Below are 24280 nucleotides of genomic sequence, written 5' to 3'. Positions count from 1 at the left end.
ACGATCGCCAAGGCCCACTGCCCCCGATATCTCAATCAGCAATAGATTATCCTACGACGAGCGCGTATCATCTGTTTGTCTTCATTTGCCGGGAACAGACGCCCACAGGGCTCCATGATCCGCCGAATGGACAATTTTCCGGGTATGCACGTCGGGGGGACGGCAATGACCTATCTGCAAAATCACACGATACTATCTTCGGGCGACCTTGATGAGGTCCGGGAGTCGATCAAAAACCTTGCGTCACGACACGATCTGGATGTCAAAGGGCACAACGCAGAGTTTAACGCCCGCGTCGCCGCCGTGGAGTGTGACGACATCAGTCTGATGCATGTCGCATTCGGAAATTCAAGACTGACGGTCGAATCCTCCGAAGAGGATGACGATGGCCTGCTGTTATATATTGTCACGTCTGGTGCGGGTGTTGCGCAGCATTGCGGGCAAGAACTGGAATTCTTCCCCAATGCCGGGTTCATGCGCGATTTGGCCGCACCGGTCAGCGCCACAGAAGATAACTTTAGCGCCTTTGTCCTTCGTTTATCGAAAGACAAACTCAAAAACTACACACGTTCGGTGGTTGGCGAAGATGTTGAATTAAATGGATTGCGGTTCGACCCTGTGATTGATCCCACCACACCAGGCTGGAACGTTTTCTGCAATACAGTCCACTATGTCGCCGAGGCGCTCGACGGGCCTTTGCGTGAATTGCATAACCCGATCGTCACGACCCAGATGAAAGACATCCTGGTCGCACAATGTCTGAGCCTGTTGCCCAACAGTTATCAGGACATTGTGAATGGCCGCACCGTCACCGAAGTTGTGCCCTATTACATTAAACGTGCACGTGATTACATTCACGCCCATGCCTACAAGAAACTGGGACTTGCCGATATTTCGGCTGCGGCCGGATGCGGCTATCGCGGGCTGCAAAAAGGTTTCATGGACGCCTTTGGCATCACGCCGATGGCTTATTTACGTGTTGTGCGTTTGAAACGCGTCCGGGCCATTTTGATGGCGGAACCATACGGAAAAACGGTCTCTGAAATCGCAAGGCAATGGGGCTTCACCCATATGGGCCGATTTGCGCAGGACTATCATCGGGAATTCGGCGAACTTCCATCTGAGACAATCCGCAAACACGGCTGATATTCGCCTCCGGTATCCGAAAAGCGCCCTCAGTATCCAGTAAGCGCAGCAAACGTACCACACCATCCAATTACATGTATCCTTATCGTCGTCGCTGCTCAATTCTCCGTGCGGGGAATGGGCCGTCATGCCTTTGTTTTCAGACATGATGGAGAGTGGGGGAACACTCTGATAACAGGACAGTCCTGAAATTTGTCAGGACTGTCCACCCAACGACAATCAAAGCGTTGGCCTTGCTCTAAAGAGACTTGGTGTGTCGCTGATTGATCGGCTGCAAGGCAAGCGGTTACGATTTTTATACTTCTTCTCATCCCCAACGCAGTCCACGCGGCACACCTCGTGGGATGTGCGCAGTGAACCTGCCTGCTGAATGGCAGGTGGGCGGAAAATTTACATAACAAGCGTTGTTTGGTTGAGGAAAGATCGATGGGAAGCCGTATTAAGTCTGGCTACATACTCTGGCGGGCGTTGATCGTCCTGATTGCAGGGTTCATCAGTATTCTGGCAAGCACTTCAGAGGTAAAGGCGCAGCAGACGCAAGCTGCCTTCACAGAAGGTGGCCATGCCATTTGTGGCGCAATGGATTTGCGCACAAACACCCTTTTGGGGGCTTGCGGCTTTGCATCGGCAACCAAAACAGGCAAGGCGGTTGGTGAATGCCCACGGGGGTCCTTCTTCGACATCGGCACCTGGTCCTGTTTCTCATGTCCAAGCGGTTACAACCGAACCGGTTTTGCGGTGGACACGCAAAAGGCATGTTCAAAGCAGATTTCAGCAGAATATAAACGCGCAACCCGCGTCGGCGCACACAAATCCTGCCCTTCTGGCTCGTTCAAAGATCTTCGTAATGGCGGTGAATGTTGGTCATGCCCAGCCGGATTTGGCCGTACCTTGTCAGCCGTGAATGAATGGGATGCTTGCGGTAAAATCTTTGAATCGGCACGTCGGGCAGAATTCATTGACCGGGTTTGCCCAGAAGGTTCGTTCCCGGATCTGAATGGCAGTTGTTATACCTGCCCTGACGGATATCGCCGTACGGCGGCTGCGGTCAGCGCGCACAATGCCTGTTTCCGCAATGAAAGCCTGGTGGCTGCAGAAAAAATAACTGCGCTGACCTGTAAAGCTGGCGAATATTTCGACTTCATCGACGGGGGGACATGCTGGTCATGCCCGGTGAATTCGGTCCGGTCGGTTTATGGCGTTAAGACCAGTCAGGCTTGTGAATACCTTACCATGCGTTGGGAACCCGCAAGACGTACACCCAATGGGTTGTTCGGTCTGCCTGGCGCCCATGAGATCGTTGCCGAGGTAATTAAGGGCCGTACGCTGATCGATGAGAGCATCAGCAATTACGTCGCAGCTGCCGGACTCAATAAAGTCAAAGCAGACGAGCTAAAAGCCGAAGCTTGGAACCTGATCCTGACGGAACCCGAGGAATCGGCGATCCTAAAGGCGGCCGTTTATATGCATGTTTTCAACGTGATCAAAAGAGGGGCAAAGACCAAAGCTGAACGCGATTTATTGAATTATTTGGCTGTATACGTTCAGCAGTCCCGGCTTTTGGTCGCGAAAGAAATGCAAGGCGTCTGGCAAAGCTGGGAACGCGGCTTGAAGGTAGCGCGTCCGGGCAGGTCAACCGGCTTGAATCCCAATGATATTGGTGTTCGTCCGCCACAAATGGAAGACCAGGTAGGCGATATCATGCTGCTTGCACCGGGCGCTGCGGTTGTCGTCGCATATGTAGGGCTTGGGGCCGGAACGCTTGTGTCAACGTCCGTCGCTAAAGCGGTAGGAACGGTTGGCCAAGCAATTTTTCCCCACCTGGTGCACGGTATGAAAGAAACAATGAAGATAACGGTAACGACGACTAGTATTGGCACCACCTCTATGGCCTTTATGGCGCCGACAATGATTATTTTGGCCACAAGCTCGATTGTCGCCAGCATCGGAACCGATATCGCTCTGGATCAGATCAAACAAGAGTCCATCATCACTGACGCCCTCGCGAACTCAAAAAAGCCCGTAAACTTATCCCGCCTTCTATTGACTGATAACGGTCGGACCGAGGTGTTGATGAACTGGGGGCTCATGACCCAGGAGACCATCAAGCCGAACACACAGACCTGGGCACAATTGATGCCGGCTGAGAAGGCAACGGGTGCCGGCGATCACAGCGTGACGTTGGACAACGGCAATGTTGTTGTCGGCAACTTCGAAATCGATACTGTCATTGATGGCGGCCAAAATAACACTAGAAATGACACGATCACGTTAAGCCAGATTGAATCGACCGGTACAGCCGGCGCTGCTGGTCGTGCAACGAATTGGGACTTGATCCCTGGGGACGCCACCGATGTTGCGATCGGCACGGATGGAACCACCTATGTCATCGGTGTAAGCAAAGCCGGTGGTGGCTATGAAATCTTCAAGCGCGCCAAGACGGCAAAAAGATGGATCAAAATGGCCGGTGCTGCAGTCCGTATCGCTGTTTCAGATAAAGACGCATGGGTCATCAACGATGCGGGCCTGATATTCGCCCAATCAGGATCGAGATGGCGGCAAATCCCTGGCCCGGCGGCACAAGATATTGGCGCCAGTGCCAACGGGGTTTGGATTACCGCCGTTGACGGCACCATCTATGCCCGGAACGGGAACCGCTGGCAAAAACTTCCGGGAACGGCAAAACGGATCGACATTGATCAGAATGGCCGACCGTGGGTCGTAAACAAAAATGGCGATATCTTTGTCCATGACAACAACAAGAAGTGGCAAAAGCTTCCGGGCGCGGCTGTTGATATCGCGGTCGATATCCCGGGTGCGGCGTTGATCATTGGCACGGACGGCAAAACCTACCTGTTTAATGGCGCCAAGCAAGACTGGGATCCGATTGTAGACGAAACGGACTCTAGTGCGATTGGTGCTGGCGATGGTCAGGTATGGCGGCTGACCAAGAACAATAAAATCTATCAAATGCAGTAGCCGGTCACGGGTTGGGGCTCATCGGGGCCCCAACCCGCCCGCACGCCGAATTTATGCACCTAGCGTGCACAAGAAACATCAGGAATAGGTATTTGATGCGGTTGTTTATGACGTCTCTTCGCAGCACGGTTGCGGTTTGTGCCTTGGTGACTTTGGCCGGGTGCCAGACGGTGGGTTTAAACAACGCACAGACAAAGCCGGACAATCAGTTTGTTGTTAATTCCGGGGTCGAGGCGGATGCTGTTTCGGAACTGGTGAACGCAAGTAATCTGGCCCTGGAAGCCCAGAAAATGGATGAAGCATCCCGCTTGATCAATCTGGCCTTGAAGCTTGATGTTACCAATCCGGATTTGCAGTTTCTCAATGGCTTGACCTACCACCTGATGGGGGTGCAGGGCGACGCCAGCAAATTTGATCTGGCAGAGCAAGGCTACAAACAGGCGCTTAAATTCGATCCGGGCAACCTGTCGGCCAGCTACCAGTTGGGTCTTTTGTATATGGACCAACGGCGCTATGGCCTTGCGCAGGCCTATTTCGCAGCAGTCGCCCTTCATCGCGGTGATGACCCCGCAGTACTGTATAGTCTGGCTTCGGCGTCATATTACGCGCGTGATCCCCTAATGGCGGAAGCCGCGTTAAAACGTTTGATGGATGTGGCACCCGAGGCCAAACAACAGCCCGAAGTGCTCAAAGCTGCGGCATTGTCTTTGGCGGCAATGGACGACCGTACAGGCGCGTCGGCATTTTTGGCAGCCTATCGCAAGGCAGTTCTGGGACCGGAAAACATCGAATATCTCGAACGCCGCGTCCAAGGATGGCAGTCGTTTTATGACAGTGATGCCAAAGTCATGCTGGCGCAGTATGGAAATGATCCCTATGGCAGCAGTGATCCTTATGGCTCGGCAAATCCATACGGCGCCCAAGATCCTTACGGTTCCAGCAATCCTTACGGCGCAGCCCCCGATCCCTATGCCGCTCAGCAGCAAGATCCATATGGTGCGACAAACCCTGCACAACAGGGCTTTGCAGATACCGGCATGGTGGTCGTGGATGTGGTCCTGATCGGCACACAGGAAGATGTCCGTAATTCGCGTGGCATCAACCTGTTGAACGGGTTGCAGTTGCAGTTCGGCGACCCGCTCAGCGGAACATCCGGATTTGGCTATGAGTCCACACGGACCAAGGATTATCTCAACACCGGGCTGGAACAAAGTACGCAAACAATCACCCGGGCCATCAGTATTCCTGCCGTGACGTATTCGCTCAATATTGCCAACTCCGCCGATGCTGACAATCAGGTCCTGGCCAAACCAAGTTTGGTGGCCCAGACCGGACAAACGTCGGAATTCTTCTCTGGGACTGAAATTTTGGCCGCTGCCGTTTCCGGCGGCAATGGCGACAGTGTTTCGGTGCAAAAAGAGGTTGGCGTCAAACTGGCTGTCACGCCGGAAATACTGCCCGATGACATGATCCGATTGCACGTGGTTGCAGAACGTACCTTCCTGACCGACCCGTCCAATTCGGTTGTGTTTGAATTCCGCCTCGATACCACCAAAACCAATGTCAATTCGACCGTCACCATGAAGTTTGGCGAAACGCTTGTTTTGGGTGGCCTCAGTGAACGCGAAACATCCAAATCAGCCGATGGCGTCCCGGGCTTGATGGATATACCGATTGTCAATTTGTTGTTCTCACAGCGCATTGAACGCCAGTTCGAACGATCTGTATTGATCCTGATGACCCCACGCCGTCCGCTTTATGCCCGTCGGGCTCAGGAAGACCGTGACGTCATGATCGAAGAAATGTCGGATCTTGAACGCGACATTGAACGCCTCGAAAACCGTCACAAGGATTGGTTTACGCCGCGCGCAACCTTCAGCGAAGTCATTGAAAAGCTTCAGGGGCGCGAATTCTTCGAAGAGTTCAGGAATGGAGATGTGAAAATTCAGTCTTGGCAGAACGACGAAAATGGCCAGCAACATATCGCGATGGTGCGTGACCGGTTGCTTGGTCTATAGCTTTTTGTATTCGGAGACTGCGATGCGAAGTCGTCCAATGACACCGCTCATCATGCGGTTCTGTCTGGTTTTGTACTGTGTTGCCTTTACGACAGTTCATCCGATCACCGGCGCACACGCGCAAGATAGCGCCCCATCATCAAACTGGACCCGTTTGCCTGGTACGGCTGTTGACATCTCGATCAACAGTGACGGGCAGGCCTATGCCGTTGCCCCGGATGGCACGCCGTGGCGCTGGGATGCGATAGAACAGCGTTGGCGTAAAATGTCGGGCAATTTTGTGCGCATTTCCGCAGCCGAGGGAAATCGCCCCTGGGCAATCAGCGCCGACGGCGTGGTTTATCGCTATAACGGGCTGTGGTGGGAAAACAAGGACACCGACGTTGCCGATGTTGCCGCCGATACGCAGGGCAATGTCTTTATTGCCAAAGTCAGTGGCGAAATCAAAAAATGGTATCCGTTGCGCAGTGAATGGCGGCCGATCGACGGCAGCGCGTATCGCATTGCACTCGACAGGACGGGAAATCCATGGGCGGTGGCGCGCGATGGCGGCATTCGGTCCTATGACGGTAAGACCTGGACCACCATGCCCGGTCGTGCCCTCGACATTGCCATTGCCGGTAACGGTACGGTTGTAATTGTCGATGCCGAAGGTCAGATCAGGACCTGGAATGCAACACAACGCAGTTGGCGTATTGTCGCCGGTATCAATGGTGCGACAGCCACCGCCGCCACACCCGATGGTGGGCCGTGGGCGGCTGTTGCCGGTGGCGCCATCATGGCAACGACATTGCTGGTTGCACCGGAAAAAATCAAAACCGAAGAAGGCCGGGCACCGGAAATTCGCGCGCCCGATGCCGTCGCCCCTGTTGATAGTGCGCCTGCGGCAATTGCCCCGGATGTCACAGCCCCGCCCCTGCCACCAGCAGCAGCTGTTGCACCACCCGCAGCACAAGCAGCACCATCAACGGCACCAGTCGCGGTGGCAACTGGCGCAACCGCGTCACCTGTCACACCAACTGCAGGTGCAACTGCGCAAGGCACCAGCCGAACCGTGGCCCCGTCAACCGGGAACGATCCCGGTCTTGATCCGACGACGGTAACAACGACCGACGACATTACTTTTACCAACACCCGTGAGAACGCCACGGCTCTGGCAATCGGTCGGGATGGAAGTGTGTTTGCTTTGAACGCGGCCGGAAGTGTTTTCCGCTGGTCCAACAGCCGCAAAAGCTTTGAAGATTTTCCGGGAACACTGGTGCGTTTGGCCGTTGATGCAAATGGCGACCCTTGGGGCATTTCCACCTTGGGCCGGGTATTCCGTCATACCGGAAAACTGTGGAAGCAAATACCGGGTGCAACCGGTTCAGACATTGCGATTGGCGGGGATGGATCAGTTGTCATTGCCGATGCCAGCGGAAGCCTATCCAAGCTTAATGACGCCATGACACGGTTTGATCGCATTCCCGGTCAGGGCATCTTGGTTGCAGTCGACCCGGACGGAACGCCTTGGACAATTCGGTCTGACAACCTTGTCCAGCGATGCGAACAATCACCGTGCGAGGTTTTATCGCAAAAGGCCAAAAGCATCTCGATCGGTCCGGATGGCAGCGTTTATGTTGTTTCCGCCAATCAATTCCTGATGCGGTTGGCTGCGGATGGCAAAACCTTTGAAGTCGTTCAAACACCGGGTCACACCCCGGAAAGCGTCGCGGTCGGCCCCAATGGCTTTCCCTGGGTTGTTACAACTGACACTGTTGTGCTTGCATCAAAGTTCTTTGAGCGTGACGAACAGAATGATCGCCTTGTTGCGGCCTCAACCGTCGGGGATACCACCGGCAGTGGCGATACCGCGGCTGTTGTGGATGTTACATCCCCGAGTGCCTTTACGTTTTCAAAAAACATAACTTTTGAAACATTCACCGCGGACCTCAATACGATTGATGAAATTGCCGTCGGACAGGATGATGGTTTCTACCTGTATGGCACGCCCTCAGATCAGGGAGCAAACCAGTTCCAGAAGTTCAACACCAAGACCAAGAAGCTCGAACAAGTCTCTCTGTCCTTTAACCAGAATGTCGAGAAGTTTGATGTCGCGACTGATGGCAGCATCTGGACAAACGGAAACAGTTCGAACTCGATCTATAAGCTGTCATCAACGGGCACGATCCAGCGGACCTATTCTGTAACGCCGGGCAACATTCAAAATATATCGATTGGTCCGGATGGCACGGTTTATGCCGTCATCAGCGGCAAGCTTTATCACCTTAAACCCGGAACCAATGCCTTTGCCAAGTTCAGCAATGATGACGTGCGCAAGGTGGCTGTTGGTCGTGCAGGTGATTTGTGGATCGCGGACAACAATAACATTGTTCAGCAATACACCGGGACAAGGTTTGAAAACCGTCCGTTGGGTCAAAGTGTAACCGTCGAAGATATTGGTGCCGGGACGGATGGCAGTGTCTATGTCACCGTATTCGAAAACAGTGCATACGCTTTGAAAAAATGGAATGCGACAAACGGCTCGTTTGACAAGGTTAACAACGTAACTGCCAACATGGTCGATGTGTTGTCAGATGGCCGTCCCTGGATCGCGAATACCAGTTCCGGTACCGACGTTAAACGTGCCAAGGATTAGGTTTCATTCGCTTCGCATTCATCACGAAGTGAAATGAAAAACGCCCTGACCATTCATATGGCTCAGGGCGTTTTGCCAGATCGTCCAGATCGTCCAGATCGTATTGTGTCAGGTCTTTGGCGTCAGGACGCAGCCTTGCGAACAAAATTGCCACGCTGGTAATCGTCAAACGCCTGCATCAGTTCCTGTTTGCTGCTCATGACAAACGGGCCATAGCGCACGACCTCTTCGTGGATCGGACGTGCGGCAATCACCAACATGCGACCACCATCGGCACCGCCTATAAGGGTCACACCATCACCGTCTTTCAAGATCGCCAGATGATGGGTCGGGACAGCTTTGCCGCCAACAACCGCATCGCCGATAAAGACATACACCACTGCGGTGTGCCCTTCGGGCAGCGGAACGGTGATTTCCGCACCGGCATCAAGTTTTGCATCAACAAAGACCGGGTCGGTCGAAATACCGTTGATCGGACCGGTTGCGCCATGCATCGATCCGGCCAGAAGGCGCAGCTGCGCACCATCCACCGGGGAAATTTCCGGCAGTTCATCGGGCTCCATATTCTGGTAGCGCGGATCGATCATCTTGTCCTTGGCCGGCAGGTTGATCCAAAGCTGGAAGCCCTGCAAAAGACCGTTTTCCTGTTCAGGCGTTTCGGAATGCACAATCCCGCTACCGGCGGTCATCCACTGTCCACCACCCGAACGCAAAATGCCCTCATTGCCCATGCTGTCCTGATGGCGCATCGCCCCTTCGACCATATAAGTCACGGTTTCAAAGCCGCGATGGGGATGTTCCGGGAAGCCTGCGATATATTCGTCCGGGTTGTCGGTCGAAAGTGAATCAAGCATCAGGAACGGGTCAAGCATATCAAGCTGCGGCGTCCCGATGGACCGTCGCAACGACACCCCCGCACCATCGGATGTATCCATCGCGCGCAAGACACGTTCAACACCGCGTGCATGTTTCACAGACTCAGACATTTCAAAACTCCTCTGCCTGTCGGCATTTTTGCCAGACAACATTTCATACCCAGCATGGTCGCACAAAACTGTCGCCAAACAAGGCCCAATCAGGCACCTGATTGTTTATCAAATCGCAACAAAAAAAGGCAGCGCAGGAACCCTGCACTGCCTTGATCAGATCAGACGACTTGAAAATCAGCCTGCAAGTTTGGCGGCAAGTTCTGCCACGTGCTTGCCCTGGAACTTGGCGATATCAAGCTCGTTCTGGGAGGGTGTACGCGAACCATCGGCACCCGCAAGCGTACCGGCACCGTAAGGCGAGCCACCGGTGATTTCGTCCATATTGGTCAGGCCAGCACAGCTGTAAGGCACACCGACAATCACCATCCCCTGATGGAGCAAGGTGGTATGGGTCGAGGTGATGGTGGTTTCATGGCCACCATGCTGGGTGCCGGTCGAGGTAAAGACAGAACCGATCTTGCCGATCAATTTGCCTTCGGCCCAAAGACCACCTGTCTGGTCAAGGAAGGTCCGCATCTGGCCTGGCATGTTGCCAAAGCGGGTCGGCACACCAAAGATGATCGCATCATATTCCGGAAGATCGGAAACCTCGGCAACCGGGGCAGCCTGATCAAGCTTGGCACCTGCGCCCTTTGCGACATCTTCGGGCATGGTTTCAGGAACACGTTTGACATCAACATGCGTTCCGGAAACACCGCGTGCGCCCTCGGCAACGGCGTTGGCCATGGTTTCGATATGACCATACATCGAATAATAAAGTACCAGTACTTTCGCCACGTCATCCTCCTTGGTTGAATTTCGTCGGCTTGCATAGTGACTTAAGAATGCACCCCTGATAACGGCCAGCTTGGAAACAGTCTGTTCGTTATCGGATGCGAACCCGATCAAGCATCAGGATTAAGCATCGGGATTAAGCATCGGGATTCCGGGCCAGATACTGAACGACCTGATCAGGGAAATCGGTGAAAATGCCATCAATGCCGGCATCATCAAAAATCGCCTTAAGCGCGATCTGCATATCCCCCGCCCATTTCGGCAACTGGTCAGCGCGCAGGGTATAGGGATGAACCTTCAATTGCGCACGCTGGGCGGCAATCAGGGTCGGTGTCATGATCGCAGTGCCGTTTTCGCTCAGGCCTTCAATAACTTGCGGCAACCACGGCCCGATACCATCAACAACACTGGCCATCTCGGTGATGCCGTCGTCAGATTTCAGATAATCGTAATCGGTTCCCTCTGGCGCGCCCCAGCGGTTTTCACCGATAAGCTGCACCAGCTTGCCCTGATAGTTAAGCTCTTGGCGGATACGCTTGGTTTCAGACCAGTCAAAGCACTGCACAAAGGCATTTGAGTCCGGGTTATTATACCCCCACTTCTCCATCACCGCGATCACGGTTTTGGCAATGTCCTGCCCTTCCGCACGATGAAAAGCCGGATCCTTGATTTCCGGATAGATACCAACATTGCGCCCGGTGGAGTGGTTCAGTCCACGGATCAGCTTAATCTCTTCTTCAAGGGTCGGGATCTTGAAGATGGCAAACTCAGCCGGAAAGCGATCCGCATAGACCTGTTTGCCGGTATCGGCCTTGAACCGTTCGGTGACATTAAGTGTTTTAAGTTCGGCAAGGGTGAAATCAATCGCGTAATACCGTCCATCTTCGCGTTTACGATCCGGGAATTTTTCCGTAACGTCGGTGGTGGTATCAATGTGGATATCGTGCAGGACGACCGGAACGCCGTCCTTGGACAGAACAACATCCTGTTCGATGAAATCCGCCCCCATGCCATAGGCCAATGCCTTGGCTGGCAGGGTATGTTCAGGCAAATATCCCGATGCCCCGCGATGGGCAATCACCACCATTTCCTGATCAAGTGCCTGCGCATCGGCCGAATTGATCGCACCTGTAACAGGCATCAATGTGGCTGCGGCAAGCCCGCCAATCGCCAGCAAGGTCGACTTGATCATTTTGCGTATCAGCATCCCGGGTATCCTTATCCAGTGTCCTTTTGTGATCAAGGACTATAGGCGCGGATTGGCAGCACAAAAACGCGTCACCGCGTCTTGGGTGCAATCTTCATGAAACTGTTACACCAAAGAACGCGGGCCTAGCGGTTAAGTTCCCCGGTCATGCGATCAAGCCCGTCAAGGGTCAGCGGAAACATCCGACCTTCCATCAGCTTGTGCATGATCTGGATCGATTGATGGTGACGCCACCAGTTTTCCGGTTGCGGATTGATCCATGCGGCATGTTCAAAATGATCGAGCAATCGCTGCATCCACACAGCCCCCGCCTCGGCATTCCAGTATTCCACCGCCCCGCCCGGATAGGTGATTTCATAGGGGCTCATGGTTGCATCGCCGACAATCACCAGCTTGTAATCCGCGCCATAGGTATTGATCACATCCCACGTCGATACCTGTTCGTTCCAGCGCCGCGCATTATCTTTCCAAAGCCCTTCATAGGGGCAATTGTGGAAGTAGTAATATTCAAGATGCTTGAATTCGGTTTTCACCGCCGAAAACAGTTCTTCACAGACCTTGATGTGATCATCCATTGATCCACCAACATCAAACAGCATCAAAACCTTGACCGCGTTGTGGCGTTCCGGGCGCATCTGAACATCAAGCCAGCCTTGGCGCGCAGTTGAGGTAATCGTGCCCGGCAGATCAAGCTCGTCTGCCGCCCCTGTCCGCGCCCATTTACGCAAACGACGCAGCGCAACCTTGATGTTGCGCGTGCCGATTTCGACACTGTCATCAAGGTTCTTGAATTCGCGCTTGTCCCAGACCTTGACCGCCCGGCGATGACGGGATTTATCCTGCCCGATCCGCACCCCTTCGGGGTTATAGCCATAAGCGCCAAACGGCGATGTCCCGGCCGTACCGATCCATTTATTGCCGCCCTGATGACGGCCCTTTTGTTCTTCCAGACGCTGTTTTAGCGTCTCCATCAGTTTTTCCCATCCGCCAAGCGCCTCGATCTCGGCCTTTTCTTCCTCTGTCAGGAATTTCTCGGCTAGCTTTTTCAGCCACTCTTCGGGGATTTCTGTTTTCTCGACCTCGTCCATGCCCTCGGCAAGGTCAATCACACCTTTGAAGTGCTCGGAAAACACGCGATCAAACTTATCAAGATGGCGTTCATCCTTCACCAGCGCGGACCGCGCTAGATAATAGAAATCCTCCACCGAATAGCCCGCCAAGCCCTTGTCCACCGCCTCAAGCAATGTCAGGTATTCGCGCAGACTGACCGGAACGCGCGCATCTTTCAGCTTATAGAAAAAGCCGGTGAACATCGGGATTAACGCCCTTCACGCCGTGCCATGAAGGCTAGGCGTTCAAACAGATGCACGTCCTGCTCGTTTTTCAAAAGCGCCCCGTGCATCGGCGGCACGGCGGTTTTGGCGTCCTTGGCCCGAAGCGCCTCGGGCGGCAGGTCTTCGGCCATCAAAAGCTTCAACCAATCCAGAAGTTCGGAGGTTGACGGCTTTTTCTTCAAGCCTGAAACCTCGCGCATGTCATAGAAAAGGTTCAATGCCTCGGCGACCAGACGTTTCTGGATGCCGGGGTAATGCACCTCGATGATTTCGGCCATGGTGTCTGCATCGGGGAAGCGGATGTAATGGAAGAAACAACGCCGCAGGAACGCGTCTGGCAGTTCCTTTTCATTGTTTGAGGTGATGATCACAATCGGGCGGTTGGTAGCCTTGACCATCTGCTGGGTCTCGTAAACGAAGAACTCCATGCGGTCGAGTTCCTGAAGCAGGTCATTGGGAAACTCGATATCGGCCTTGTCGATCTCGTCAATCAGAAGGACGGGCGCGTCGCCATCTGCCTCAAACGCCTCCCAGAGCTTGCCCTTGACGATGTAATTGCCGATGTCGTGGACACGCTCGTCGCCCAACTGACTGTCGCGCAGGCGCGAAACCGCATCATATTCATAAAGGCCCTGCTGGGCGCGCGTTGTCGATTTGATCGACCAGGTGATCAGTTTCTTGCCAAGCGACTTGGCGATTTCTTCGGCCAACACCGTCTTGCCGGTGCCCGGCTCACCCTTGACCAGAAGCGGTCGCTGCAACGTGATCGCGGCATTGACCGCCACCATCAGATCTTCGGTCGCGACGTAATTTTCCGTACCCTGAAACTTCATTTTTGCCCTGCAACACAAGTTGACGTTTGCGTTAACCTAGGGCGTCCAAACGATTTGGGCAAGGGCACAAACCCCGCATAGCTTATGTGCCATTGCGCTTGAGTGCCTGAGCCGGACTTTCGCCATACCAGTCGCGATAGGACCGCGAAAAGTTGCTGACATGGTTAAAGCCAACCGCTGCTGCGACCTGCTTGACGGTGAAATCACGCGATGCCAGCAATTCCCGGGCCCGCTCCATCCGCCTGGAGCGGATAAAGTCCGCACAGCTTTTGCCCGTCTCGTGCTTGAACAGGCTGTTAAGGCGGCTTTCGGTCATGCCGCCCGCATCTGCCAACTGGGCAACCGAAACCGCGGCCGCCAGATCGCCAGTGATTTTGGCCATCGTGTCTTCGATCACCGTCTTTTCAAGAACGCTTGGTTCCGGCGTCTTTTCGCCATCGTGATGCAGCACGCAATAGGCATCAATCATCTCGGCCAGAAACAGGGTTGATAAACCTTCAAGCTTGAACTTGCGTCCAACACCGGTCGCTTGGGCGGAGAACATCGCACTGACGATGCTTCTGATCTTGTTGTTAAGCCCAAGCGCCCCGACTTCAATCACGCTTTGATCATCGGACAGATAGGGATCAAGTGCTGCTGGCAGATCATCGCCAAACTTGGCACGCAGCGCATCAAGCCCGATGGTAACCCCGGCATGGCGGATCACTTGTCCACCGGGCAGAAAATAGCGCGTCCCGGGCCGGTCGACGCGCATCATCAATCCAATCTCGGGCGACATGGTGTGTTTGCTGCCATCCGGGCAATCAAAATCAAGGTCGCCCAGAATATTGACAGATCCGGCAAGCCAGCCCGGCGGCAAAGCGTTTTGAACATCAAATCTGGAATCCTCGCGGACATTCAATTCCGCACGGTGCAAACAGATGCCGTTATCGAAATCGATCCGTTCCAGACGCCCTGTCACACCGGGCAATTCAAACATTTCACCATCGGCAAGCCTGAGCTCACCGATACCGTCTGCGCTGTCCCGATCCGAAAACATGTCAAACGCGTCATCCGCGCTCTGACCGGTCTCCTGCATACTCTGCCCGTTCCACTATTTTTGCCTGACTGTCGATGCGATCACCCGCCGACGCAATCAACAGCATTTTGTCTTTGATATCATGGAATCAATGGGTTGTCTGTGACAGCGAGCACCTCAAGTCGAACTTAACATGGGTCTAAAAGCGTCTTGTTAAACGAATGATCGGTGTGATCAGGACGTTGTTTTCTGAACCAGACTGGTAAGCTTCAGGCAGCTTCACCAGACATCAGCAATGCCAGCGGGGCATTCTGCCGTGCCACGCTGGCCTTCAGGCCATCGACGTCCATTTCCTCGTCTTTGACAAACTCGATGAACATCATGTTGACGTTGTTAAAGACAAGCTCGCCTGTGGCATCGCAATCGACATCCTTGCGCACGACACCGCGATCCTGCAAGGCGCGAATCAGATCGCAAACCTGTTTGGACAGGCGATGATCAAGCGCTGTATAGCGTTGGGAAAACGGCGTTTCGGGTTGCGCAATCGACAGTGACATCGCCGTGCGCCACATCTCCTTGGACAGATATGTCAGGGAATGATCGTAATATTTCCCGATCAGTTCGGACAAGGCCGTGGCGACATCTTCATGTTCGCGCGCGATAATAGCATCTCCCGCTGCCAGCACTTCCTCGACCTCCATCGAGACGGTGGCCATCAGCATATCGCCCTTGTTTTTGAAGTAGTTATAGAACGTCCCGACAGACACACCGGCCATGTCGGCGATGTCTTCGATGCGCGCACTGTCATATCCGACTTTGCGGAACAGGGTCGTCGCCGCCTCCAGAATACGGCGGTTTTTATCGGCTTTCTTTTGGGCGCGCAGTCCTGACATCGTCACTCCGGAAAAACTGAACGGGTTCAAAATTAACATTGACTCAAAAAATGAACGCGTTCAATATTTTTTCAACGGCGCCGGATAAGCGCCGAAAAACCCAATTCAAGGGAGGCCTCAACTATGAAATCAGGGAGAGCCTATGTCTCGTCACGTCTCTACGGGGAAGACCCGCAACAAGTTTCTGAGTAGCACTGCGACCTTTATTCTGGGCGCTGTTGCCATGGCGCAAACCGCACAAGCAACCGAAGAATTGAATGCTTTGGTCTGGTGCGACCACACCGATCCGGCCTTGATCGAGCCGTTTGAGAAAGAATACGACGTCAAAGTCAATCTCAAGGAATATGAAGGCACCGGTGCCGGTCTTTCGATCATTGAGCAATCCCGTCCGGGCGACTGGGATGTGTTTGTAATTGATGGTGTTGATGTTCATCGCGCGGTTGAAATGGGCGTTCTGGCCGAAATTCCGGCCGATGCCCTGCCGACATCCGATATCTTTCCCGAAGTCGTGATGGCCGAGAACAATGTCGTGGATGGCAAGACCTATGCCGTCACCGAAAAGTTCGGCTACAACACCATTTCGTTCGACAAGACCAAGGTTGATCCCAAGGACATGGAAGACATGTCGGTGATCTGGTCGGACAAATATGCCGGACGTATTGCCGTTTATGACTATTACCTGCCGGTGATCGGCCTTGTTGGCCTGGGTCTTGGTATCGATACGGCTGATCTTGGCGCGGACGACATGCCCGCGATCAAGGAAAAGCTGTTTGCGATGAAAAAGGTCTCCAAACAGGTTGGTGAAGTTGTGTCTTCCCAGACTGCGCTTGCAACCGGGGAAGTCGATATCCTTGTTGGTGGTGGTGAATGGATCACGGCCGTGTTGTCCGAAGAAAAGCCGAACCTTGACTGGATCATCCCCAAACAGGGTGGCTTGCGTTGGGCACAGTCGATCGGGGTAATGAAGGATTCCGAAAAGCCTGACCTTGCCCTTAAATTCGTTCAATACATCATGAGCCCCGAAGGCCAGGCGCGCCTTGCGACCTCGTCTTGTTATTGGGGGATGCCCGCCAACGCCAAGGCTGGCGAAAACCTGACCGATGCCCAGAAAGCAGCCCTTCGCTGGGATGATCAGGACGGATACCTCAAAAACTCGCAGCTTTACCCGATCCCGGATGCCGATCTCGATGCCGAGATGCAGGATGCCTGGGTCGAGATGCTCCAGCAGTAAGCAATCCCTTGTCTACTGCCACCGGCCGATGTCCCGCTTTTTGCGGGGCATCGGTGCCAAACTTGCGGTAAGCTGACCCCAACGGCGCCCACCATCCCAAGCGAGTTACAAGCAACCATCCCACCCATCCAGGCGGGCTGGTTTGCGAAAAGGATACCGTTATGGCCACTGCCAGCCTTGAAACACGCGAAAATCGCCGCGCATGGGGCTTTGTGACCCCGGCCCTGCTTTGGACCGTCGCGTTTTTCGTTATTCCATTTGTCGTCATGGCCGCGATCAGCCTTGCGACCCGCAAGGGGCGCGAAATCGTCATGGCATGGAATTTCGACAATTACATCGAATTCTTTGAAAAGGCCCATTTACTTAAGGGGCTTTTTGTCTCGCTTGAAATCACCTTCACGGTCACGATCATTTCCGTGATCCTTGCCTATCCGCTGGCCTGGATCATTGCCGAACGCGTACCACAGAAATGGCAGCGCATGGCGCTGATCATGGCGATCCTGCCATTCTGGACAAGCTATGTGGTGCGGTCCTATTCCTGGCTGCTGGTGCTGGCGCAAAACGGGGTGATCAATAACACGCTGGTCTATCTGGGGGTGATTTCCGAACCGCTCGAACTGGCCAGCACACGCAGTGCGACCGTCATCGGGTTTGTGCATTTCTTTGTCATGCTGTTGACGCTCACGATCTATGCCAATCTGGTGCAGATGCCGCCGAACTATCGCAGGGCTGCGGCCGATCTTGGCGCAAACGGGTTTCAGGTGTTCTGGCATGTTGTGTTGCCGCTCACATTGCCGGGAATCATGGTCGGTGCGTTCCTGACCTTTGTGCTCTGCATTGGTGATTACATCACCCCGCAGATCCTGGGCGGGAATAACGAACTCGCCCTGCCGCAAGTCATCATGCTCCAGCTCGGGCGCCGGGCTGATTTCCCGATAGCTGCCACCCTTTCGATCATTCTGATGATGGTGGTGACACTGGCCTATATTGCCTGTGCCCGCTGGCTCAAGATGGAGAGAACGTAAAATGATCTCTTCACGCTTATCAAAACTGGCTTCATGGTCTTATCTGATCGCACTGTATGGCTTCATCTTTTTGCCAGTGGCCGTGCTTGTCCTGTTTTCATTTCAGGATGGCCGCCTGCCGGTTCCGCCTTTTAACGGTGCGACCCTTAAATGGTATGGCGAGGTCTTTTCTGACAGTCGTCTGATGTCGGCTCTGACCAACTCCCTGATGGTTGCCATCGGCTCGGCCACGGTCGCCTGTGTTCTTGGTTTCTGTGCGGCCTATGGGTTGGCGAGATTTGTTCTGCCCGCATCGCGTATTCAGCGTGGCCTTCTGATTGCGCCGATGACGGTCAGTTACCTGATCATTGCGCTGGGTTTGCTGACCACCTTTAACTGGTTGGGTGTATCATTGTCGCTTGGGACGGTCGGGATCGGGCATGTGGTGATCAATCTGCCGCTGTGCTTTGCGATTATTTATGCATCCATGGGCGATCATCAGAAAAATATCGAACGGGCCGCCCGCGATCTGGGTGCCGCCGAATGGCAAGTGATGACGCAGGTGTCTGCCCCGATGTTGATGCCCTCCATCCTTGCGGCCTTTTTCCTGTCGGTAACGTTTAGCTGGGATGAATTCATCATCGCATTCCTGTTGTCGCGCTTTGACGTCACCCTGCCAGTTGAAATCTGGAGCATGTTGCGTTCGGGCCTCAACCCGAAAACCAACGCGGTTGGGAGTGTTGTCTTCCTGGTCTCGGTTGCGCTGCTGCTTATTCTTGAATTGATTGTCTTTAGAAGGACGGCAAAGAAATGACCGCCCCTGTCTCCATTCGCAACGCCACCAAGATTTTTGGCGACTTTACCGCCCTTGACGATATCAGCCTCGAAATCGCGGCGGGCGAATATATCGTCCTGCTGGGCCCATCGGGCTGCGGCAAGACCACCTTGTTATCCCTTCTGGGCGGGTTCCTGTCACCATCCAGTGGCACGATTGAAATCAATGGCAAGGATATGGGCGATGTCGCACCGGCCAAACGCCCGACCACCACGATGTTTCAGGATTACGCCCTGTTCCCGCATATGAGCTTGCGCGACAATGTCGCCTTTGGCCTTAAAATGCGCAAGGTCGGCAAAGCCCAACGTCACGCCAAGGCCGAAGAACTGCTTGATATGGTCGGGCTAAAAACGTCCGCCAACAAGAAACCGCATGAACTTTCGGGTGGGCAGCGTCAACGTGTTGCCCTTGCCCGTGCGCTTGCCGTCGAACCCGATGTCTTGTTGCTTGATGAACCGTTGGGTGCACTCGACCTCAAACTCCGTCGTCAGATGCAGGACGAGCTTAAAGCCATCCAAAAACGGGTCGGCACCACCTTTGTCCACGTCACGCATGATCAGGAAGAGGCCATGGCGATTGCTGATCGGATCGTTGTGATGAATGCCGGCCGGATCGAAGATGTTGGCAGCCCCGAAAACATCTATATGCAGCCCAAGACGATTTTCACCGCGAGCTTCATGGGCGAAGTCAATTTCATCCCTGGCACGTTTGAAAGCGCAACCGACAGCACCATTTCCGTCAAGACACCGCTTGGTACTGTTGAACTGCCTGAATTCGAATGCAGGGGCTTTGCCCCCGGCGCATCGGTCACCCTTGCCATTCGCCCGGAACACTTCCGTGCCAGCACCGGAACCGGCCCGCGCATCACGCTGGGCAAGGCCAAGGTCGAAGATGGATCGTTCTTTGGCACCCATCATCGCGCCCATCTAAGCCCGCTTGATTACCCCAACATGACGATCACCGCCCACATGCCGCAATCAGCCATCATCGAACCGGGGGCATGGGTTGAACTGACCCTTGATCCGACCTCGGTGGTGGTGTTGCATGGCCATCCGCCCCGCCCCACACCAGAAAGTGCCGCCCTATGACGATCGACCGCGCCGAACCCGAAGACTGGTATAGCCTGAAAACCGTCGGCGATGACGTCACCTATATCGGCGAACCGTTCATCGAGGAATTTTACCGCTGCAACATCTGGCATGTGCGCGGCCGCGATGGCGACATGCTGGTCGATAGTGGCATGGGGGTTGTGTCGCTGACCGAATGGGTACCGCTTGTCACCGAACGCAGCGTTCAGGCGGTTGCCAGCCACACCCACTTTGATCATATCGGCTGCCACCACGAATTTGAAAACCGAGTTTGCCATCGGTGTGAAGCCGATCTTCTGGCCGCGCCCACGCGCAAAAACACGCTTGCCGATCCCTATGTGACCGACGAGATTTTCACGAAACTCCCGCCGCTTCCCTATGCCTCGACCACTTACGCCGTCAAGGCCGCACCGGCGACCCGCATTGTCGAGGACGGCGATGTGATTGATCTGGGCGACCGCCATTTCGAGGTCATCCACACACCGGGCCATTCACCGGGCGGTATTGCGCTTTGGGAAAAGGCCACCGGTATCCTGTTTTCCGGCGACATTGTTTATGATGGACCTTTGATCGAAGACACTTATCATGCAAATGCAGCTGACTATGTCCGATCGATGGAACGGCTTTATGATTTGCCGGCCCGGGTCGTGCATGGCGGGCATTTTGCCAGTTACGGGGCCGAACGCCACCGGGAAATAATAAAAAACTGGCTGAGGGAACGAACCTGAAACCGCGCCACCGGCGCCAACAGCGTCACCAGTGCTAGGGATAATGCGCTGGCCCGAACCACACACATGATCAGGAAGGCTTCCTATGGATAACGCAGGCAAATTTTACATCAACGGCAAATGGGTTGATCCGATTTCCTCGGAAAAGATGGACGTGATCAATCCGGCCACCGAAGAAGTCATCACCCAAATCACCCTGGCCAGCGAAGAAGATGTCGACCTTGCCGTCGCCGCGGCCAAGCGCGCCTTTGAAAGCTACAGCCAGACAACCGTCGAACAGCGTCTTGGCTGGCTTGAAAACCTGCTTGCGATCTATAAGCGCCGCTATGGCGAAGTTGCAGATACCATCACGACCGAACTGGGCGCGCCGACCACCATGTCGCACGAACAGCAGGCCGCAGCCGGCACGGCCCATCTGGAAGATTTCATTGTTGCGCTGAAGAAGCTCAAGACTGAGGAAATCCTTTATAATGGCGAGCTTCTTTTGCGCGAACCCATCGGGGTTTGTGGCCTGATTACGCCGTGGAACTGGCCGATCAACCAGATCGTGCTTAAGGTCATCCCGGCCCTTGCCACCGGCTGCACCTGCGTGCTGAAACCATCCGAATTCACCCCGCTTAATGCCGTGCTTTATGCCGAAATGATCCACGAGGCAGGCTTCCCGGCCGGGGCCTTTAACATGGTTAAGGGGGCTGGTCCGGTTGCCGGTGCGACCCTGTCGCGTCATCCCGATATCACCATGATGTCCTTTACCGGATCGACCCGTGCGGGCAAGGAAATCACCAAGGATGCCTCGGAAAACATCAAACGTGTCACGCTTGAGCTTGGCGGCAAGTCGCCCAACATCGTGTTTGATGATGTCGATATCGAAGACCGTATCGCCTGGAGTGTGAATGCCGTTTTCAACAACTCCGGCCAGACCTGTGACGCACCGACCCGCATGCTGGTGCAACGCTCGATCTATGATGACGCAGTCAAGGTTGCCAAACGCGTTGGCGAACAGGCATCCGTCGGCGATCCGACCAAGGAAGGCAGCCATATCGGCCCGCTGGTCAGCCACATCCAGTTTGACCGGGTTCAGACCCTTATTCAGGCTGGCATTGACGAAGGTGCCACCCTGCTTGTTGGCGGTGCGGGCAAGCCCGACGACACTAACGAGGGATACTTCGTCAAACCGACCATCTTTGCCGATGTGAACAACAATATGCGCATCGCACGCGAGGAAATCTTTGGCCCGGTGGTCTCGATGATCCCGTTCGACACCGAAGAAGAAGCCATCGAGATCGCCAATGACACGCCATACGGTTTGGCCGCCTATATCCAGACCCCGGATGCCAAAAAGGCCGACCGCGTCGCCCGCCAACTGCGTGCCGGTATGGTGTTGCTGAATGGCTCCGCCCCAATGGCGGGCAGTCCGTTTGGCGGTTACAAGCAATCAGGCAACGGCCGCGAAGGCGGTCTGTTTGGCCTTGAAGACTTCATGGAAATCAAGATGATCCATAAGCTTTAAAATCGCCTACCTCTTTGCCGGGCGCTGACTGGCTGATGGCGCCCGGCCCTGCTTCCATCGGAAATGCTTCAAATACCTCCTGCGAACGACACTATCCGAATGGGCGCGTCCCCATGAATTTGGATAGTTTACCCTTTCCATTCAGACACGTAAGAATTGTCGGGACGTTGAGGAAAGGGACACAAATGATCAAAAAATTCGTCATTCTTGCGACTGCTGCCCTGCTTGCAGGATGTGTAACGGCTACCAGTGCATTTAACGAGCAAAACAAAATTGGCACGATCTATTCAGGGAAAGTGAGCGTCCCGCAAGGCCAAGTTCTTTTGCCACCAGGCGATTGGAAGGTTGTCGGAAAATCAATATCAAAAAACAACTCAGGTCAGCCATTTGGTGAGGTTGTTTTGGCCAAAATTGATGCTGACAAAAATCTGGATGGCCTCGTAATGTTTGCCACCGCACTTGAGACGTCGATGCGGTATTATTTCTATGCGACCGACTATTGTGATCCTGATCAGAGCACACTCTATTATGAGCAGTCGGCCAATCAGGAAGGCGGAAATCAAAAGTGCTTTATTATTGAAGATTGGTCGCTGCATGTCGGGGCGAACGCAAATGAACGCGTCAAACAGGCTGAGGCCTATTTCCGTGGAAACAACATAAAGAAACCCGAAACTATGGTGTTTTCCAACTATCGCTTTTCCCGCCGCAACAAGCTGCTAACCGTGCAGTACGGCTTTAATTACCGCCAACCCACCGACGAGGTAATCCCAGGTTACATCCCGGAAGAAAAGTTTTCTTATGATCGCCCGTTTGGTACGGAACTCTGGAAAACCAACCTTGAAACCATCATTGCTTGGACCAAGGAACATGAAGAACCGATTGCTGACACCTTCTTGAACTAAGTGCTCAGGGATCACAAATCGGTCCTGACACAGGCCCCGGCTGGTTCCGGGGCCTTTTCTTTTTGGGGCTCACAACGGCAACAGGTCTGGCGTCATGAATTCGTTATGACATAGGGCTGGTAATGATCGGCTTGGGCATTATAATCCCATCGTTAATCGATAAATTCAGCGGTTCGGTCAACGGATTGCGATTGGATTGGGAGACCTCCTATGAATGCAATGTCCTTTTCTGAGATGGGGCTTGCCGCCTTGAAGCAGCGACAGTATGACGCTGCAATCAACATGCTGCGCCAGGCACTTGGCGAAGATATGGATAATCTGGATGCCCGTTTCGGGCTGGCGCGTGCGCTTCATGAAAAAGGTTCGATCATCGAAGCAATCGGCGAGTATCGCACGGTGCTGCAATCTGATGGGGGTCATGAAGACTGCCTGCATCACATTGCACGCGCATTGCTTGAAAACGGGGATGCACGTAGCGCACTCAACCACATTGATATCGTGCTGCGCGCCAAACCGACTGATCCTGAAATGCTGACCTTGCGTGGGCAGGCATTGATCGCGCTGGAACGCTATGACGCCGCCCTTTCTGCCCTGCAAACTGCCGCCCATCACAATCCGGGATCAGAAAGCATCCACCGTCTGATCGCCACATGCCACCGCGCCAACGAGGATTTTGAAAGCGAACGGCGTGCGGTTGAACAACTGCTTCGGATCAATCCGTCCTCGCTTGCTGCTTCAAACGATTTGGGTGTGATCAATCTGCGTGAAGGCCATCTGATAGCAGCCTTTGAGGCGTTTGAACAAATCCTGTCCCAGGATGCCAACCATCCGCAGGCAACGCTTAATCGCGCCATCGCCCTGACCGTTATGGGCGGGATGGATCATGACGCGATCTGGAACCGGGTGATGGAAGTCTGTGACGAGATCGATGACCTTGACGACATCCGGGCAACCGCCGATCAACTGGCAAAGCTGCCCGACACCGCGCGCAAGGGCACACCAGAGGCACAGGCGCTGATTGGCAAAGCAGCCATCGAACAAGTCGATATCTGAGACGTTTGCCCTGCCTTTCTGCGCACGTTTCCTCATTGCTTGCGCATTTTGAAATCCCCTTTGCCGACGGCAAAACAGATCAGGCGGGAACTGCATGCGC

Annotated in this window: 19 protein-coding genes; 12 read left to right on the top strand and 7 right to left on the bottom strand. The window is 54.2% G+C overall.

The features are described from left to right. The first annotated feature begins 165 nt into the window (after positions 1–165). From WBY09_RS17400 to WBY09_RS17385, 4 genes are all read left to right on the top strand, one after another. Positions 166–1146 (top strand): AraC family transcriptional regulator, encoded by a 981-nt coding sequence (locus WBY09_RS17400; RefSeq protein ID WP_197146917.1) that lies wholly within the window; start codon positions 166–168, stop codon positions 1144–1146. Positions 1147–1572: 426 nt separating this feature from the next. Further along, entirely contained in the window at positions 1573–4125 is a 2553-nt protein-coding gene (locus tag WBY09_RS17395) for a tectonin domain-containing protein (protein WP_336233409.1), read from the top strand. A 95-nt stretch (positions 4126–4220) separates the two neighbouring features. Then, entirely contained in the window at positions 4221–6143 is a 1923-nt protein-coding gene (locus WBY09_RS17390; protein ID WP_336233408.1) for a hypothetical protein, read from the top strand. Positions 6144–6180: 37 nt separating this feature from the next. Further along, complete coding sequence (locus WBY09_RS17385) at positions 6181–8781, top strand: hypothetical protein (protein WP_336233407.1); 2601 nt, start codon at positions 6181–6183, stop codon at positions 8779–8781. Positions 8782–8903: 122 nt separating this feature from the next. Here WBY09_RS17385 and WBY09_RS17380 read toward each other — a convergent pair whose 3' ends face one another. The 7 genes from WBY09_RS17380 to WBY09_RS17350 all read right to left on the bottom strand — a co-directional run bounded on the left by WBY09_RS17380 (position 8904) and on the right by WBY09_RS17350 (position 15829). Further along, a complete protein-coding gene (locus WBY09_RS17380; protein WP_336233405.1) occupies positions 8904–9767 on the bottom strand; it encodes a pirin family protein in 864 nt (287 codons plus the stop codon). Positions 9768–9944: 177 nt separating this feature from the next. Next, positions 9945–10547 (bottom strand): NAD(P)H:quinone oxidoreductase, encoded by a 603-nt coding sequence (wrbA, locus tag WBY09_RS17375; protein ID WP_064782315.1) that lies wholly within the window; start codon positions 10545–10547, stop codon positions 9945–9947. Positions 10548–10680: 133 nt separating this feature from the next. Beyond that, positions 10681–11751, bottom strand: a complete 1071-nt coding sequence (gene glpQ, locus WBY09_RS17370) for a glycerophosphodiester phosphodiesterase (protein WP_286790940.1) — start codon at positions 11749–11751, stop codon at positions 10681–10683. A gap of 125 nt (positions 11752–11876) precedes the next feature. After that, positions 11877–13064, bottom strand: coding sequence for a vWA domain-containing protein (locus WBY09_RS17365; protein ID WP_286790939.1), 1188 nt, complete (start codon positions 13062–13064; stop codon positions 11877–11879). 5 nt (positions 13065–13069) lie between these two features. Further along, positions 13070–13918 carry an AAA family ATPase gene (locus WBY09_RS17360; RefSeq protein WP_286790938.1) on the bottom strand — a complete coding sequence of 283 codons (849 nt, stop codon included), beginning with the start codon at positions 13916–13918 and terminating at the stop codon, positions 13070–13072. A gap of 82 nt (positions 13919–14000) precedes the next feature. After that, positions 14001–14996, bottom strand: coding sequence for a helix-turn-helix transcriptional regulator (locus tag WBY09_RS17355; protein WP_286790937.1), 996 nt, complete (start codon positions 14994–14996; stop codon positions 14001–14003). Positions 14997–15205: 209 nt separating this feature from the next. Next, entirely contained in the window at positions 15206–15829 is a 624-nt protein-coding gene (locus WBY09_RS17350) for a TetR/AcrR family transcriptional regulator (protein WP_197146908.1), read from the bottom strand. Positions 15830–15971: 142 nt separating this feature from the next. Between WBY09_RS17350 and WBY09_RS17345 the strand changes: the two genes are divergently transcribed. From WBY09_RS17345 to WBY09_RS17305, 8 genes are all read left to right on the top strand, one after another. Further along, complete coding sequence (locus tag WBY09_RS17345) at positions 15972–17060, top strand: ABC transporter substrate-binding protein (protein ID WP_064782320.1); 1089 nt, start codon at positions 15972–15974, stop codon at positions 17058–17060. A 161-nt stretch (positions 17061–17221) separates the two neighbouring features. After that, positions 17222–18085, top strand: a complete 864-nt coding sequence (locus tag WBY09_RS17340; protein WP_197146907.1) for an ABC transporter permease — start codon at positions 17222–17224, stop codon at positions 18083–18085. 1 nt (position 18086) lies between these two features. Further along, positions 18087–18878 carry an ABC transporter permease gene (locus WBY09_RS17335; RefSeq protein ID WP_197146906.1) on the top strand — a complete coding sequence of 264 codons (792 nt, stop codon included), beginning with the start codon at positions 18087–18089 and terminating at the stop codon, positions 18876–18878. Further along, complete coding sequence (locus WBY09_RS19920; RefSeq protein ID WP_197146905.1) at positions 18875–19987, top strand: ABC transporter ATP-binding protein; 1113 nt, start codon at positions 18875–18877, stop codon at positions 19985–19987. The genes WBY09_RS17335 and WBY09_RS19920 overlap by 4 nt, the downstream gene beginning before the upstream one ends. Next, positions 19984–20715 carry an MBL fold metallo-hydrolase gene (locus WBY09_RS17320; RefSeq protein WP_197146904.1) on the top strand — a complete coding sequence of 244 codons (732 nt, stop codon included), beginning with the start codon at positions 19984–19986 and terminating at the stop codon, positions 20713–20715. The genes WBY09_RS19920 and WBY09_RS17320 overlap by 4 nt, the downstream gene beginning before the upstream one ends. An 85-nt stretch (positions 20716–20800) precedes the next feature. Further along, positions 20801–22225, top strand: a complete 1425-nt coding sequence (locus WBY09_RS17315) for an aldehyde dehydrogenase family protein (protein ID WP_336233402.1) — start codon at positions 20801–20803, stop codon at positions 22223–22225. Between the two features lie 185 nt (positions 22226–22410). Further along, entirely contained in the window at positions 22411–23127 is a 717-nt protein-coding gene (locus tag WBY09_RS17310; RefSeq protein ID WP_064782326.1) for a hypothetical protein, read from the top strand. A gap of 210 nt (positions 23128–23337) precedes the next feature. After that, a complete protein-coding gene (locus tag WBY09_RS17305; RefSeq protein ID WP_336233400.1) occupies positions 23338–24180 on the top strand; it encodes a tetratricopeptide repeat protein in 843 nt (280 codons plus the stop codon). Positions 24181–24280 lie beyond the last annotated feature (100 nt).

It is taken from the genome of Thalassospira sp. CH_XMU1458 (assembly GCF_037027205.1).
Taxonomy (GTDB): domain Bacteria; phylum Pseudomonadota; class Alphaproteobacteria; order Rhodospirillales; family Thalassospiraceae; genus Thalassospira; species Thalassospira tepidiphila.
The sequence above is the reverse complement of the archived record's forward strand: the minus strand, read 5'-3'. Positions and strand labels throughout refer to the sequence as shown.

Excerpts from the sequence above, each read along its gene's own strand:
- WBY09_RS17400 (WP_197146917.1), top strand. The coding sequence starts at position 166 with ATGACCTATCTGCAAAATCACACGATACTATCTTCGGGCGACCTTGAT.
- WBY09_RS17395 (WP_336233409.1), top strand. The coding sequence starts at position 1,573 with ATGGGAAGCCGTATTAAGTCTGGCTACATACTCTGGCGGGCGTTGATC.
- WBY09_RS17390 (WP_336233408.1), top strand. The coding sequence starts at position 4,221 with ATGCGGTTGTTTATGACGTCTCTTCGCAGCACGGTTGCGGTTTGTGCC.
- WBY09_RS17385 (WP_336233407.1), top strand. The coding sequence starts at position 6,181 with ATGACACCGCTCATCATGCGGTTCTGTCTGGTTTTGTACTGTGTTGCC.
- WBY09_RS17380 (WP_336233405.1), bottom strand. The coding sequence starts at position 9,767 with ATGTCTGAGTCTGTGAAACATGCACGCGGTGTTGAACGTGTCTTGCGC.
- glpQ (WP_286790940.1), bottom strand. The coding sequence starts at position 11,751 with ATGCTGATACGCAAAATGATCAAGTCGACCTTGCTGGCGATTGGCGGG.
- WBY09_RS17365 (WP_286790939.1), bottom strand. The coding sequence starts at position 13,064 with ATGTTCACCGGCTTTTTCTATAAGCTGAAAGATGCGCGCGTTCCGGTC.
- WBY09_RS17360 (WP_286790938.1), bottom strand. The coding sequence starts at position 13,918 with ATGAAGTTTCAGGGTACGGAAAATTACGTCGCGACCGAAGATCTGATG.
- WBY09_RS17355 (WP_286790937.1), bottom strand. The coding sequence starts at position 14,996 with ATGCAGGAGACCGGTCAGAGCGCGGATGACGCGTTTGACATGTTTTCG.
- WBY09_RS17350 (WP_197146908.1), bottom strand. The coding sequence starts at position 15,829 with ATGTCAGGACTGCGCGCCCAAAAGAAAGCCGATAAAAACCGCCGTATT.
- WBY09_RS17345 (WP_064782320.1), top strand. The coding sequence starts at position 15,972 with ATGTCTCGTCACGTCTCTACGGGGAAGACCCGCAACAAGTTTCTGAGT.
- WBY09_RS17340 (WP_197146907.1), top strand. The coding sequence starts at position 17,222 with ATGGCCACTGCCAGCCTTGAAACACGCGAAAATCGCCGCGCATGGGGC.
- WBY09_RS17335 (WP_197146906.1), top strand. The coding sequence starts at position 18,087 with ATGATCTCTTCACGCTTATCAAAACTGGCTTCATGGTCTTATCTGATC.
- WBY09_RS19920 (WP_197146905.1), top strand. The coding sequence starts at position 18,875 with ATGACCGCCCCTGTCTCCATTCGCAACGCCACCAAGATTTTTGGCGAC.
- WBY09_RS17320 (WP_197146904.1), top strand. The coding sequence starts at position 19,984 with ATGACGATCGACCGCGCCGAACCCGAAGACTGGTATAGCCTGAAAACC.
- WBY09_RS17315 (WP_336233402.1), top strand. The coding sequence starts at position 20,801 with ATGGATAACGCAGGCAAATTTTACATCAACGGCAAATGGGTTGATCCG.
- WBY09_RS17310 (WP_064782326.1), top strand. The coding sequence starts at position 22,411 with ATGATCAAAAAATTCGTCATTCTTGCGACTGCTGCCCTGCTTGCAGGA.
- WBY09_RS17305 (WP_336233400.1), top strand. The coding sequence starts at position 23,338 with ATGAATGCAATGTCCTTTTCTGAGATGGGGCTTGCCGCCTTGAAGCAG.